The organism is Haemophilus sputorum CCUG 13788, assembly GCF_000238795.1.
In the GTDB taxonomy this organism is placed as follows: Bacteria; Pseudomonadota; Gammaproteobacteria; order Enterobacterales; family Pasteurellaceae; genus Haemophilus_A; species Haemophilus_A sputorum.
On sequence record NZ_AFNK01000056.1, the window covers coordinates 19,286 to 31,582 of the forward strand.

The 12,297-nt window shown below is 39.3% G+C and carries 15 protein-coding genes; 10 read left to right on the top strand and 5 right to left on the bottom strand.

The genetic code is table 11. The features are described from left to right. Positions 1 to 15 precede the first annotated feature (15 nt). The 3 genes from nrdR to HSP_RS0107990 are packed head-to-tail and all read right to left on the bottom strand — an operon-like array spanning position 16 to position 2,211. Positions 16 to 468 carry a transcriptional regulator NrdR gene (gene nrdR / locus HSP_RS0107980; RefSeq protein ID WP_007524664.1) on the bottom strand — a complete coding sequence of 151 codons (453 nt, stop codon included), beginning with the start codon at positions 466 to 468 and terminating at the stop codon, positions 16 to 18. Further along, positions 468 to 764, bottom strand: coding sequence for a YcgL domain-containing protein (locus tag HSP_RS0107985; protein WP_007524590.1), 297 nt, complete (start codon positions 762 to 764; stop codon positions 468 to 470). Before HSP_RS0107985 ends, nrdR begins: the two co-directional genes overlap by 1 nt. Further along, complete coding sequence (locus tag HSP_RS0107990) at positions 748 to 2,211, bottom strand: replicative DNA helicase (protein ID WP_007524467.1); 1,464 nt, start codon at positions 2,209 to 2,211, stop codon at positions 748 to 750. The genes HSP_RS0107985 and HSP_RS0107990 overlap by 17 nt, the downstream gene beginning before the upstream one ends. 178 nt (positions 2,212 to 2,389) lie before the next feature. On the opposite strand from HSP_RS0107990, the gene HSP_RS0107995 reads away from it, so the two are divergent. The 7 genes from HSP_RS0107995 (at position 2,390) to HSP_RS0108025 (ending at position 9,076) form a co-directional block, all read left to right on the top strand. Beyond that, a complete protein-coding gene (locus tag HSP_RS0107995; RefSeq protein WP_007525309.1) occupies positions 2,390 to 3,298 on the top strand; it encodes a siderophore ABC transporter substrate-binding protein in 909 nt (302 codons plus the stop codon). Positions 3,299 to 3,362: 64 nt separating this feature from the next. Continuing rightward, on the top strand, positions 3,363 to 4,316 hold the full coding sequence (locus tag HSP_RS0108000; RefSeq protein WP_007525276.1) for an ABC transporter permease: 954 nt from the start codon (positions 3,363 to 3,365) through the stop codon (positions 4,314 to 4,316). Further along, positions 4,309 to 5,253 carry an iron chelate uptake ABC transporter family permease subunit gene (locus HSP_RS0108005; protein ID WP_007525105.1) on the top strand — a complete coding sequence of 315 codons (945 nt, stop codon included), beginning with the start codon at positions 4,309 to 4,311 and terminating at the stop codon, positions 5,251 to 5,253. Before HSP_RS0108000 ends, HSP_RS0108005 begins: the two co-directional genes overlap by 8 nt. A 2-nt stretch (positions 5,254 to 5,255) precedes the next feature. Then, the gene (locus HSP_RS0108010; RefSeq protein ID WP_007524162.1) at positions 5,256 to 6,014 is read left to right on the top strand and encodes an iron ABC transporter ATP-binding protein; all 759 of its coding nucleotides are present in this window, start codon (positions 5,256 to 5,258) and stop codon (positions 6,012 to 6,014) included. Positions 6,015 to 6,403: 389 nt separating this feature from the next. Continuing rightward, a complete protein-coding gene (locus tag HSP_RS0108015; RefSeq protein WP_007523984.1) occupies positions 6,404 to 7,084 on the top strand; it encodes a TIGR00153 family protein in 681 nt (226 codons plus the stop codon). An 8-nt stretch (positions 7,085 to 7,092) separates the two neighbouring features. Beyond that, the gene (locus HSP_RS0108020; RefSeq protein ID WP_007524566.1) at positions 7,093 to 8,358 is read left to right on the top strand and encodes an inorganic phosphate transporter; all 1,266 of its coding nucleotides are present in this window, start codon (positions 7,093 to 7,095) and stop codon (positions 8,356 to 8,358) included. Between the two features lie 106 nt (positions 8,359 to 8,464). Beyond that, positions 8,465 to 9,076, top strand: coding sequence for a TIGR04211 family SH3 domain-containing protein (locus HSP_RS0108025; RefSeq protein WP_007525182.1), 612 nt, complete (start codon positions 8,465 to 8,467; stop codon positions 9,074 to 9,076). Positions 9,077 to 9,139: 63 nt separating this feature from the next. On the opposite strand, the gene pmbA is transcribed toward HSP_RS0108025, so the two are convergent. After that, positions 9,140 to 10,489, bottom strand: a complete 1,350-nt coding sequence (pmbA, locus tag HSP_RS0108030) for a metalloprotease PmbA (RefSeq protein WP_007525070.1) — start codon at positions 10,487 to 10,489, stop codon at positions 9,140 to 9,142. 114 nt (positions 10,490 to 10,603) lie between these two features. Between pmbA and yjgA the strand changes: the two genes are divergently transcribed. From yjgA to HSP_RS0108045, 3 genes are all read left to right on the top strand, one after another. Beyond that, complete coding sequence (yjgA, locus tag HSP_RS0108035; RefSeq protein ID WP_007524887.1) at positions 10,604 to 11,137, top strand: ribosome biogenesis factor YjgA; 534 nt, start codon at positions 10,604 to 10,606, stop codon at positions 11,135 to 11,137. Further along, the gene (locus HSP_RS0108040) at positions 11,137 to 11,517 is read left to right on the top strand and encodes a SirB2 family protein (protein ID WP_007524723.1); all 381 of its coding nucleotides are present in this window, start codon (positions 11,137 to 11,139) and stop codon (positions 11,515 to 11,517) included. Before yjgA ends, HSP_RS0108040 begins: the two co-directional genes overlap by 1 nt. 127 nt (positions 11,518 to 11,644) lie before the next feature. Further along, on the top strand, positions 11,645 to 12,073 hold the full coding sequence (locus HSP_RS0108045; protein ID WP_007524898.1) for a PNPOx family protein: 429 nt from the start codon (positions 11,645 to 11,647) through the stop codon (positions 12,071 to 12,073). A 76-nt stretch (positions 12,074 to 12,149) separates the two neighbouring features. On the opposite strand, the gene HSP_RS11235 is transcribed toward HSP_RS0108045, so the two are convergent. Beyond that, a partial coding sequence (locus HSP_RS11235) for a chorismate synthase (protein ID WP_010129774.1) occupies positions 12,150 to 12,297 on the bottom strand: 148 nt, incomplete at its 5' end.

A 12,297-nucleotide genomic window follows, 5' to 3' on the forward strand; every position in this document is an offset into this window, starting at 1 on the left:
CGCTTGTTGTTTTATTTATTTCTCGCTTAATTTTGCGATTTCATTAGAAAACTCTTTCACATCATCAAAGCTTAAATAAACTGAAGCAAACCGAATATAAGCGACTTTATCTAGGCTTTTTAATGCCTCCATCGCTAGCTCTCCAACCAATTTGCTTGGCACTTCCCGTTCTCCCGTAGCTTGTAAATTAAGCGTGATTCGAGTAATCGCACGTTCCAAATCTTCAGCATTAACTGGGCGTTTTTCTAATGCTTTTTGCAAACTCGCACGTAATTTTGCTGGGTTAAACGGCTCTCGTGCGCCGTTATTTTTCACAATATAGGGAATTAACAATTCAGCTGATTCAAAGGTTGTAAAACGCTCTTTGCAATTTAAACATTCACGACGGCGACGAATTTGATAACCATCTGCCGCATCACGTGAATCAATTACTTTAGCATTTTCTGTACCACAAAAAGGACAACGCATCAGATTTCTCCTTTCATTTGAGCTTGGCGGAATGCCGTTAATAAATTTTCTGGCGGTGGTGGCATTTGTAAAAAGAAGCCTTGCGTTTGAATAGCTTGTAAAACCTCTTCATTTTTTACCCGCTTGAGTGGCTTTTGTCCGTTTAAATTAAACAGCATAACAAATTGTGGCTTTCCGAAAATCTGTTGTAATGCCTCTGGCACCGCATCAAACTGATCACGTTTTGCCACATAGAGAAACATACCTTCTTTTTTAGTGCTTTTATAAATGGCACATAAATTAGTATTCGTCGTCATATTCCGGTCCTGCATAATTATCAAAGCGTGAATATTGTCCTTGGAAAGTTAATCGAACTCGCCCAATTGGACCGTTACGTTGTTTACCGATAATAATTTCTGCGACCCCTTTAAGATCGGAGTTATCGTTATACACTTCATCTCGATAAATAAACATAATTAAATCCGCATCTTGTTCAATAGAGCCAGATTCACGCAAATCCGAGTTGACTGGGCGTTTATCCGCGCGTTGCTCCAAACTACGGTTTAACTGCGAAAGCGCAACAACTGGGACTTGCAATTCTTTTGCAAGTGCCTTTAAAGAACGGGAAATCTCAGCAATTTCTAGAGTTCGGTTCTCAGAGAAGCCTGGTGCACGCATAAGTTGCAAATAATCGACCATAATCAGGCTGAGCCCATTGTTTTCACGATAGACACGGCGCGCTCTTGAGCGAACTTCTGTTGGTGTTAAACCAGAGCTATCATCAATGAAGATATTACGACGCTCTTGCAAAATCGCCATAGTTGAAGAAATTTTTGCCCAGTCTTCATCATCGTGGATTTGCCCCGTTCTGATCTTAGTTTGATCTACGCGCGAAAGGGAGGCCAACATACGCATCATAATCTGATCAGCCGGCATCTCAAGACTAAAAATCAATACTGGTTTCGCCGGTTTCTTTTTCGGTCTGCCCTGTTCGTCTAAATCCGTCGGGTCTTCAACATCCATTAACGAAGCATTTTCACATAGATTCATTGCAAATGTTGTTTTACCCATAGATGGGCGCGCGGCAACAATAATAAGATCCGAAGGCTGTAAGCCGGCAGTTTTGCGGTTTAAATCAGTAAAGCCGGTTGTTACGCCCGTCACCCCGCCGTTATTTCTATTTTTTGAAAGAATTTCAATCCGAGCAAGCGTACTCATTAAAATATCATCTACATTTTGTGGGCCTTCGCTGCCACTGCCTCGTTTTTCTGCAATATCAAAAACGATACGCTCTGCCTCGTCCAATACCTCTTTCGCATTTCGTCCTTGTGTATGGTAGGCCATCTCAGCAATGCTATTACCTGCACTGATGACACTTCGGAGATCAGAACGATCTCGAACAATATCCGCATAAGCAAGAATATTCGCTGCACTTGGCGTATTTTTAGAGAGCTCAGCTAAATAAGCAAAACCACCAACATCTTGTAACACACCTTTATCTTTAAGCGCCTGATCTAACGTAATGATATCGATTGGTCGATTATTGCGCATTAGTTCAGTCATTTGCTCGAAAATAATTCGATGTGCATAGTTGTAAAAATCGCTTGGTTGGACACGTTCTGCTACGCTATCCCAATGCTCGTTACTAAGCATAATGCCACCTAACACCGCTTGTTCAGCTTCGATAGAGTGAGGCGTAATAGCAATTTGCTCAACTTGTTTATCTTTACTTCGTTCTTTGCTTACAGGCTTATTTTCAGACATGATCTTTCTCAGAAATGACATCAAAATGAGGAATGAGATTACTAGTTTAGCCTAATTTGAACTAAATGAAAATTTATCTCCGCAATGAGACTAAGATTGTTACAATTTTCTTTACATATGTAAAAAAATGAATAAAATCATTGAGAATTATTTTCAGTTGTAACCAGGAGGATTCTCTATGTTCAAAAAAGCCCTTTTTACACTAACGCTTGCAGCAACATTAACCAGTAACACTTTTGCAAAAGAAGTAACCATTCCAACCGCTCGCGGTGAAGTAACCTTTGCGCAAACCCCAACTAAAGTGGCAGTGTTTGAGGCAGCTGCAATTGATTCACTCGCACATCTAGGTGTGCCGATGATTGGAACAGCTGATGTCGCTAAAACCTTGCCTTTCTTGCGTCCGATCACTGAAAAAACAGAAGTGATTGGTACGGTTTTTGAACCTAATTATGAGGTATTAAATCGTCTTCATCCTGATCTGATTATTGTGGGCAGCCGCGCAGCCAAAAAATTTGATGAATTAAATAGCATTGCTAAAACGATTGATGTTACCGCTCCGGCTGATGTCAACACGCTACAAGCAGGCTTAGATAATATTAAAACCTTTGGACAATTATTTGATAAAGAAGCTGAAGCTGCAAAATTGGTGACTGAATTGGAAACCTTAATTAACGAAACCAAAGCTGCAGTGAAAGATAAAGGAAATGGTTTAATTATTTTAGTCAATGGTGGAAAAATTTCTGCCTTTGGGGATAAAGGCCGTTTAGGTTGGGTACATTCAGCATTAGAGATCCCAATGGCTGCAAAAGACATTGCCACCAAAGGGACTGGCCATGGCGAGCCTGCCTCATTTGAATTTATCCAAAAAGTGAATCCAGATTGGTTGTTTGTATTAGATAGAACTGCCGCAATTGGTCAAGAAGGAAAATTAGCCAAAGAAGTGCTAGATAATGAATTAGTTCATCAAACAAAAGCATGGAAAAACAACCAAATTATCTATTTAAGCAGTTCAGCTTATTTAGCAGCCGGTAGTGTAGAACAAATGCGTGAAGATTTAACTAATATTAAACAAGCATTTAGCCGATAAGCACCTTTAGGATGGCATACGCTATGCCATCTTTTTTTCTTTATGATTATTCATCTGAGCGTTTATGCATAAACTAACCGTTTATAATCTAATTTTACTTTTTTTATTAAGCTTATGTAGTTTATCCATTGGCGTAGGGGATTTCGAGTGGAAAGCCATATTTAGCCAATCAGAACAACTTAGCTTACTTTTAATTAGCCGTATTCCACGAACACTCGCCATTATTCTTGTCGGTGCAACACTGAGTGTGGCAGGAATGGTATTACAAATTGTGCTCAAAAACCGCTTTATAGAACCTGGCATGATTGGTGCCAGCCAAAGCGCTGCATTGGGCGTTTTGATCGTTTCTCTACTTTTCCCAGCTTCTGATTTACTATTTAAAATGTCGTTTGCCACAGTCTCTGCCTTAATTGGTATGGGTGTATTTATGTTACTCCTTCGACATCTCCCCGATTACCAACAGCTGATGGTGCCGTTAGTTGGTATTGTATTCGGTAACATTATCGAAGCTGTGACTACCTTTATTGCTTACGAAACGGATTCACTACAATTACTCTCATTCTGGTTTTCTGGTGATTTCTCTGGCGTATTGGCTGGGCGTTACGAACTGCTTTGGCTAACGGCAATTTTGGCGATTGTGATTTATTTTATGGCGGACAGACTCAGCATTGCTGGTTTAGGCGAAAACATTAGTACGAATCTGGGCGTAAATTATAAACAAATGACTTGGCTTGCCTTACTGACTGTTGCCATGATTACCGCAGTCATTGTTGTGACTGTAGGGCAAATTCCATTTATTGGGCTTGTTGTGCCTAACATCATTTCTCGACTCTCTGGAGATAGACTTCGCCGTAATTTACCAGCTGTGGTGTTATTAGGTGCCAACCTTGTGCTAGCGTGCGATATATTAGGCAGAATTATCAACCACCCTTATGAGGTGCCGATTTCTACCATGTTCGGTATGCTTGGCACACTAATTTTCCTCTATTTACTCTTTAAGGGGAAAAAACATGCGTAAAGCTTCTTTCTATTTATTTTTCCTTGCGTTTGGATTAGTTGCAAGCGGTCTATTTTTCATGATGTTTAACCATCAAGGAGATTGGGCTTTTACCTTGTCATTTAGGGGCAAAAAACTCTTATTATTATTGTTAGTGGCCTATAGCATTGGTGTGTCCACTTTGTTATTTCAAACACTCACCAACAACCCTATTTTAACCCCTAGCATTTTAGGATTTGATTCGCTCTATTTGCTCATTCAAACCGTACTCGTCTTTTTACTGGGCGGGATAGGTTTTGCGAGTTTAGGCATCGCCGAAAAATTTGCGTTCGAAACAAGTTTAATGCTTGCAGGCTCCCTATTCCTATTCAAATTGATTAACAAAGAAAATAATGACTTAGCAAGAATGATCTTAGTAGGCGTGATTTTTGGCGTATTCTTTAGAAGTGTGAATAATTTACTGCAACGAATGATTTCGCCTGAAGATTTCGCAGTCACTCAAGGCTCTTCATTTGCTAGTTTTAATAGTGCAAATCCAACATTATTAGCAATTGGTGGCATTGTCACGCTTGTTAGTGCTATTTGGATTTGGATGCAGCGTCATCAACTCGATGTATTATTACTAGGTCGAGATAAAGCCATTGGGCTAGGTTTAGATTATGCGAAATTCTCTTACCGCTTACTAATTTGTTGTGCGTTGCTTGTTTCTGTTTCAACTGCCTTAGTTGGGCCGATTCTTTTTTTAGGCTTGTTAGTTTGCGCGATTGCTAATGCACTTAGCCCTGTCGTGAATCATGCTGTTAGAATCCCGATGGTCTTTTTAATTTCTGCCATTACACTCATTCTAGGGCAAGCCATTTTTGAACATTTACTCAGCATGCAAGGGGTGTTAAGCGTGGTCATTGAATTAGTCGGCGGGCTAATTTTCATCTATTTAATGTTAAGGAATAGTAAATAATTATGATTAAAGTTGAAAATGTTTCACACAAAATTGGGCAATCCACCATTCTTAATAATATCAATTTAACTATTCCCAATGGTGGCATTACTGCCCTTATTGGAGCAAATGGTGCGGGAAAATCGACACTACTTTCACTGATTGCTCGCCTGCAATCTTTGCAAAGTGGCAAAATTACTTTAGATACATTAAATCTCTCTGAAACGCCTTCTCGCCAAATTGCCCAACATTTGGCAATTCTTACACAAGATAACGTTATTCATAGCCGTATTACTGTACGTGATTTATTGATGTTTGGTCGCTACCCTCACCATCAAGGTAAAGTTGGCGAAAAAGACAATCAAGTGGTTGATGAAGCATTGCAACGATTTGAACTCACTGAACTTGAATCTCGTTATTTAAGTGAATTATCGGGCGGACAACGCCAACGTGCACTAATTGCAATGACATTCTGTCAACAAACTAGCCACGTTTTATTAGATGAACCGCTTAATAATTTAGATATGTTTCATGCTAGATCTTTAATGCGGTTACTCCGTCAACTAACCGACGAACTTAATTTAACGACAATTATGGTCGTACATGATATCAACATGGCAGCAGCCTATGCGGATACCATTATCGCAATGAAACAAGGTGAAATTGCCATGATCGGCAGCCCTGAAGAAATAATTACCGAAGAGAATTTAAAAACCATCTTCAATCTTGATGCAGAAGTGATTACCCATGCTGGAAAGCGATTGGTGATCCACCATATTTAACCAAACGAAAAAGGCGTGAAATCCATTCACGCCTTTTTTGGTGTTTTCGCTTTTATATTTTTAACAAGGAGATTCCATTAAAAAACAGACAAGTTCATCTTTATCTGTACCAACCATGGTAACGAAAACAGGGCGTATTATGGAGACTTATTTCTCAACTAGCAAGTAAGGAAGTGTCAACAGATTAGACCATCGACCACCGTAAAATTTACATTTGACTAACTATGTAAAGGAATAGCGGTCATTTTTAACAATTTTTTTGCAAATCCGTAGAAAAGCTATACAACCATTGTCTTATTTCGTGATTTTTCCACATGGATCAAGTAAAATGATGCCGAATTCTTTTACAGAAATCAGCAAAATATCTTATCTATATATGGAGAAATTTTATGGCAATGAATAACATTTTAGGTTTATTCGCACAATCGCCACTCAAACCTCTAAAGCAACTTTCTGTCAAAGTAACAGAATGTAGTGAATTATTAGAGCCATTTTTTGAAGCAAGTTTCAACCATGACTGGGACAAAGCCGAAGAAGTTCGCAATCAAATTATTGATTTAGAACGCCGTGCCGATAGTCTAAAACGTGAAATTCGCTTAAAACTCCCTAGAGGTTTATTCCTCCCCGTCGAACGAACCGATTTATTAGAAATCGTGACCCAGCTCGATAAGCTAGCTAACTATTCAAGAGATATTTCAGGACGCATTATGGGGCGCCATTTGGTTGTACCAGAAATTATGCAACCAGCTTTCCGTCAATTCCTTTTCCGCAGTCTCGATTCTTGCCGCCAAGTCCGTAAAGTATTAGGTGAATTAGATGAATTACTTGAAACAGGCTTCCGCGGACGTGAACGCCGTTTCGTAAATGAGATGATCCTAGAACTTGATAAAATTGAAGATGATACCGATCAACTGCAAGTTTCATTACGTCGTACGCTATTTGGGCTCGAAGCAAATCTTAATCCAATTGACGTAATGTTTTTATATAAATGTATCGAACGTGTCAGCATTTTAGCTGATCAAGCTCAACGTATTGGTTCACGTATTGAGCTAATGCTGGCAAAAGCATAGGAGAATTTATGCAACTATTGCAAGAATATGGCTCAATATTAGTAATTATTACCGCCGTACTCGGCTTTCTAATGGCTTTCGGTATTGGTGCAAATGATGTATCGAATGCAATGGGAACTTCTGTTGGTTCTGGCACAATTACTGTTAAACAAGCAATTATCATCGCGATGGTATTTGAATTAGCTGGTGCATATTTAGCTGGTGGTGAAGTCGCAGACACAATTAAAAGCGGGATCATTAAAGCGGATATGTTTGTTAGCGAACCTGGGGTACTCGTGCTTGGCATGATGTCTTCATTATGTGCTGCGGGGATCTGGTTAATTGTGGCAACCAAAAAAGGCTGGCCAGTTTCTGGTACTCACACGATTATTGGTGCAGTAATTGGCTTTGCGGTAATTACTTCTGGCCCAGAATCAATTCGTTGGGGACAATTAACAGGTATCGTTGGTAGCTGGTTTATTACGCCTGTATTAGCTGGTATTGTTGCCTTTGCGATTTTCGTTAACTCGCAAAAATTGATCTTTAACCGTTCTAAGCCATTTAAACAAGCTACAAAATATGGCCCGTTCTACATGGGAATTACCATTTTTATTCTTTCTATTGTAACAATTTCAAAAGGTTTAAAACACGTTGGTTTACACCTTTCAAATTGGGAAACTTTTTTCGTTTCATTTGGCTTAGCTATCCTTGCAACGATTTTCGGTTATATCTATTTCCGAAGCGCTCGTTTTATGTCTAAAGTCAAAGAACAACGTGGGTTTAGTGGCGTTGAGAAAATTTTCAGTATTTTGATGTTATTAACAGCTTGTGCAATGGCATTCGCGCATGGCTCAAATGACGTAGCAAATGCAATTGGTCCATTAGCTGCAGTAGAATCTATCATCAATAATGGTGGTCAGATTCTTGATAAAGCACCAATGGCGCCATGGGTATTACCTTTAGGCGCATTTGGTATGGGTGTTGGTTTAGCGGTAATGGGTAAATCAGTGATGGCAACGGTAGGTACAGGGATTACCGAACTTACTCCAAGCCGTGGTTTTGCTGCTCAATTTGCTTGTGCAGTTACAGTTGTATTAGCATCAGGCACAGGTTTACCTATTTCAACTACTCAAACTTTAGTTGGGGCGATTTTAGGAGTTGGTTTTGCGCGTGGTATTGCAGCAATCAATCTTGGCATTATCCGCAACATCGTAGCATCATGGTTTGTTACATTGCCTGCTGGAGCGGTTCTCTCAATTATTGTTTATTACATTTTACACGCAATTTTTTACTAATTTTGCAAGTGAAGAGGGCAATTTATTGCCCTCTTATTAGCAGCGATTTCTAAGCTATTTTGCTGAAAATATTTTAGAAATGCTTTCTATGATTCAAGGATTCTTTATGAAGAAAAAACTACGAACAGCGCTACTTTCTGCCGTATTACTCGGTGCAAGCGCGCAAGCTTTCGCAGCCGATTACATTGCCGAAAATCTCACTACTTATATGCGTAAAGGTGCTGGCAACCAATTTAAAATCTCTGGTTCTATCCAAGCAGGTGAACCCGTTACTGTATTAGACAAAAAAGATAATTTTGTGTTGATTCGTGATAGCCGTAACCGTGAAGGCTGGGTGTTAGCTAGCGAAATATCTCAAACTGCCAGTCCAAGAGAGTTAATTCCACAGCTACAACAAGAAGTTCAAACTCTTACAGCAAAACTTAAAAATATGGATAGCGATTGGCAAAGACGTACAGCCGAGATGCAACGCCGCAGCCAAGATGCTGAAAAACAAAGTAGTAATTTGTTTGAAGAAAATGCCCAATTAAAACGCGAATTAGAAATCGTTAAAAATAAGAACCGTAATCTGGAAATTATGCAAGATGCTGAAAAGCGCACGATTGCAATTCAGTATTTTATTTATGGCGGTTCGGTATTAGTCGTTGGTCTTCTTCTTGGGCTAATCATACCAATCATTCTACCTAAACGCCGTAGTCGCAATGGCGGTTGGTCATAATTGGTAAAACTTTCATAAAAAATGCCCGCTTGTTAACGTTCAAGCGGGCATTTTCTTAAGTGATTATTGACCGGAGACTTTCATTTTTTCTAATAAAATCGAACCGGTTTGAATGTTTGAGCGATGTTCAATATCATCTCCTACCGCAATAATTTGTTGGTACATTTCTTGAAGTTGCCCAGCAATAGTAATTTCAGCAACTGGATATTGTACTTCTCCATTTTCAACCCAAAAACCTGCCGCCCCTCGAGAATATTCTCCAGTAACAGGATTGATTGCGGAACCTAAAAATTCTGTCACTAATAGCCCCGTTCCCATTTCTGCTAACAATGTATTTAATCCACCGCTACGATTAGGTTTCACTAACCAGTTATGAATCCCGCCAGCATGTCCGGTGCTTGGTAGGCCCATTTTCCGCCCTGAATAGCTCGTCATCAGATAGGTTTGCAAGATACCATCAGTAATAATTTCACGATCTTGCGTTCTAACTCCCTCGCTGTCAAAAGCACTAGAAGCTAATTGTTTACGCAAATGTGGTCGTTCTGAAATCTCAAACCATGAAGGCAATACCTGAGTACCTAGTTTATCAAGTAAAAAACTGGATTTGCGATATAACGCGCCCCCACTAATTGCGCCCGCCAAATGCCCGATAAGCCCTGTTGCGACTTCATTATAAAAAATCACAGGAACTTCACATGTCGCAATTTTTTGTGGATTTAGCCTATCTTCAGCTTTAATTGCAGCCTGCTGTCCAACCCAAATCGGTGAGCTTAACGCATCTAGCTCGCGAGAAACCGTGTATTCATAATCTCGTTCTAATTGCTCTTCATATGCAGCAATCACACTACATGAAAGCGAATAACGACTAGAAAGATAGCTTTGTAGCATGCCATGTGTATTCCCATAAACGCGAACACCACTATGAGAATTAAAAGTAGCCCCTTCACTATTTACAATACGTTCTGAAACATTAAGTGCACTTTCTTCCGCCGTTTTCGCCATCTCTACTGCTTCATCAACACTGATTTGTGCTTCATGATAAAGGTCTAAATCTGGTGCATCAAACGCCATCAAATCTTTATCAGCTAATCCGGCACATTCATCTTCTGAAGTATATTTTGCAATCCCTAATGCAGATTCAACCGCTTGTTGAATAGATTTCGGCTGTAAATCTGAGGTAGAAGCATTGCCCTTTCTCTGCCCTAAATAGACCGAGATCCCAAGTGAACCATCGTTATTGAATTCAATATTTTCAGTATTCATTAAGCGAGTGGAAACAGACAGCCCTGAGACTTTCGTTACTCCCACTTCAGCTTCTGCGCCTGCTTTTTTTGCAATTTGCAACGCAAATTCAACCGCTTCTCGAAGTTCTAATTCTTGCGCCTGAAGCGCTGCTTTTGTCGTAATTGACATAGTATTTCCCAATTAACCAACTAATCTTGGCATATATTCTACCTGAATTTTCTGTTAAAATATCGCACTTTTATCCCTTTCAATGTTTTGTGGGAAACCGCACAGGAAACCATTATGGCGAAAAAACGTAGTAAAAATGAAATCGACTGGACAGATGAGGAAGAAGAAATTATCTGGGTCAGCAAAAGCGAGATTAAACGAGATGCGGAACATCTTAAAAAACTTGGTGCAGAATTGATTGAACTGACTCCACAGAATTTAGAAAAAATTCCGTTAGATGACGATTTAAAAGAAGCGATTCGACAAGCGCAAAGTTTTAAACTAGAGGCTCGTCGCCGTCAGATTCAATTTATTGGTAAGTTATTACGCAATCGTGATCCAGAACCAATTCAAGAAGCACTGGATAAAGTAAAAAATCGCCACAATCAACAACAAGCTTTGTTACACAAATTAGAATTAGTGCGTGATCAATTAGTGAATATGGGAGATGCCGCATTAAGTAACTTACTTAACGAATATCCGCAACTTGATCGCCAACACTTGCGTAATTTAATTCGTGGCGCGCAAAAAGAAAAAGAAGCAAATAAACCAGCGAAAAATTATCGTGATATTTTTCAATACTTAAAAACTGAAATTGTGGAGGCGTAATGCTATCAATTGAATTATTACCTAAACTGATTCACAGCCATGCAGGCTTTGCCTATTTAAGCCTGATTTTATTGCTTTGTCGTGGATTTCTAGCGCAAAAAAATGTGAATTGGCGCCAGTATAAAATTTTAAAAATCGCACCACATCTGATTGATACACTATTATTAGTTAGTGGAGCAATTGTGGTTTACACCTATACCAGTAATGAAGTCTACTCATTCGGCGATTTAGGGTGGTTATATGGAAAATTCCTGTTTGTCGCGCTTTATGTGCTTTTCTCTATCAAAACTTTCAAAAGCAACACTGCATTTTCTATGAGAAATTTTTTACTGGCGCTTGCTAGTTTTGTGATTGCGATGATGATTGCAGTACATCACTAATCCCTTAGGTAGAAACTTCGGTTTCTACCTTTTTATTTTTCCTTTCCAAATAGTACTAGCCTAATTCACTTTTATTTTATATCATTTTATCACAGTAATTTAGTCGGATTATATTCAAGGAGTCAGTGTGATAAAGCTACCAGAACATATTGTTCAATTTATTGTAAATAACCATATTGTGAATTTTGCTGCAAAATCTGAAAGTGATTTCTGGGCTGCAAACTGTTTTTATGCTTTTGACGATGAACAAGCTCGCCTGATTATTTTAACAAATAAAAGTACTCGGCATGGACAAATCATGCTAGGTAATAACCAAATTGTCGGCACAATAAGCCTGCAAATTGACAAATTTTCTGAATTGGAAGGGATTCAATTCTCAGCTACTGCGAATTGTTTAGAAGAAGAGGATAAACGCACCGCAGCATTAGCCATTTATTATCATCACTACCCCATGGCACGCTTAAAAGCCAATGATGTGTGGGAATTTAAATTAGAGAGTATCAAACATACTGGCACAAAAATGCTCATGCCGAAAAAAACGCTTTGGACTCGATAGGGATAAAATACAAGCGGTAGGATTTTGACTATTCTTTGCAAAAAAGAAAAAAATCCTACCGCTTGTTATATCTTGTCTAACGACACTGCGCTTTGAAGCGTAAAAGATGGTCAAGCAAAACAATCGCCATCATCGCTTCTGCAATCGGTACCGCTCGAATACCCACACAAGGATCATGACGTCCTTTCGTGACGAGCTCAACCGCTTCATTATTCAAGTTTACT

Excerpts from the sequence above, each read along its gene's own strand:
- nrdR (WP_007524664.1), bottom strand. The coding sequence starts at position 468 with ATGCGTTGTCCTTTTTGTGGTACAGAAAATGCTAAAGTAATTGATTCA.
- HSP_RS0107985 (WP_007524590.1), bottom strand. The coding sequence starts at position 764 with ATGACGACGAATACTAATTTATGTGCCATTTATAAAAGCACTAAAAAA.
- HSP_RS0108025 (WP_007525182.1), top strand. The coding sequence starts at position 8,465 with ATGAAGAAAAAACTACGAACAGCGCTACTTTCTGCCGTATTACTCGGT.
- HSP_RS0108010 (WP_007524162.1), top strand. The coding sequence starts at position 5,256 with ATGATTAAAGTTGAAAATGTTTCACACAAAATTGGGCAATCCACCATT.
- HSP_RS0108020 (WP_007524566.1), top strand. The coding sequence starts at position 7,093 with ATGCAACTATTGCAAGAATATGGCTCAATATTAGTAATTATTACCGCC.
- HSP_RS0108005 (WP_007525105.1), top strand. The coding sequence starts at position 4,309 with ATGCGTAAAGCTTCTTTCTATTTATTTTTCCTTGCGTTTGGATTAGTT.
- yjgA (WP_007524887.1), top strand. The coding sequence starts at position 10,604 with ATGGCGAAAAAACGTAGTAAAAATGAAATCGACTGGACAGATGAGGAA.
- HSP_RS0107990 (WP_007524467.1), bottom strand. The coding sequence starts at position 2,211 with ATGTCTGAAAATAAGCCTGTAAGCAAAGAACGAAGTAAAGATAAACAA.
- HSP_RS0107995 (WP_007525309.1), top strand. The coding sequence starts at position 2,390 with ATGTTCAAAAAAGCCCTTTTTACACTAACGCTTGCAGCAACATTAACC.
- HSP_RS0108000 (WP_007525276.1), top strand. The coding sequence starts at position 3,363 with ATGCATAAACTAACCGTTTATAATCTAATTTTACTTTTTTTATTAAGC.
- HSP_RS0108040 (WP_007524723.1), top strand. The coding sequence starts at position 11,137 with ATGCTATCAATTGAATTATTACCTAAACTGATTCACAGCCATGCAGGC.
- pmbA (WP_007525070.1), bottom strand. The coding sequence starts at position 10,489 with ATGTCAATTACGACAAAAGCAGCGCTTCAGGCGCAAGAATTAGAACTT.
- HSP_RS0108015 (WP_007523984.1), top strand. The coding sequence starts at position 6,404 with ATGGCAATGAATAACATTTTAGGTTTATTCGCACAATCGCCACTCAAA.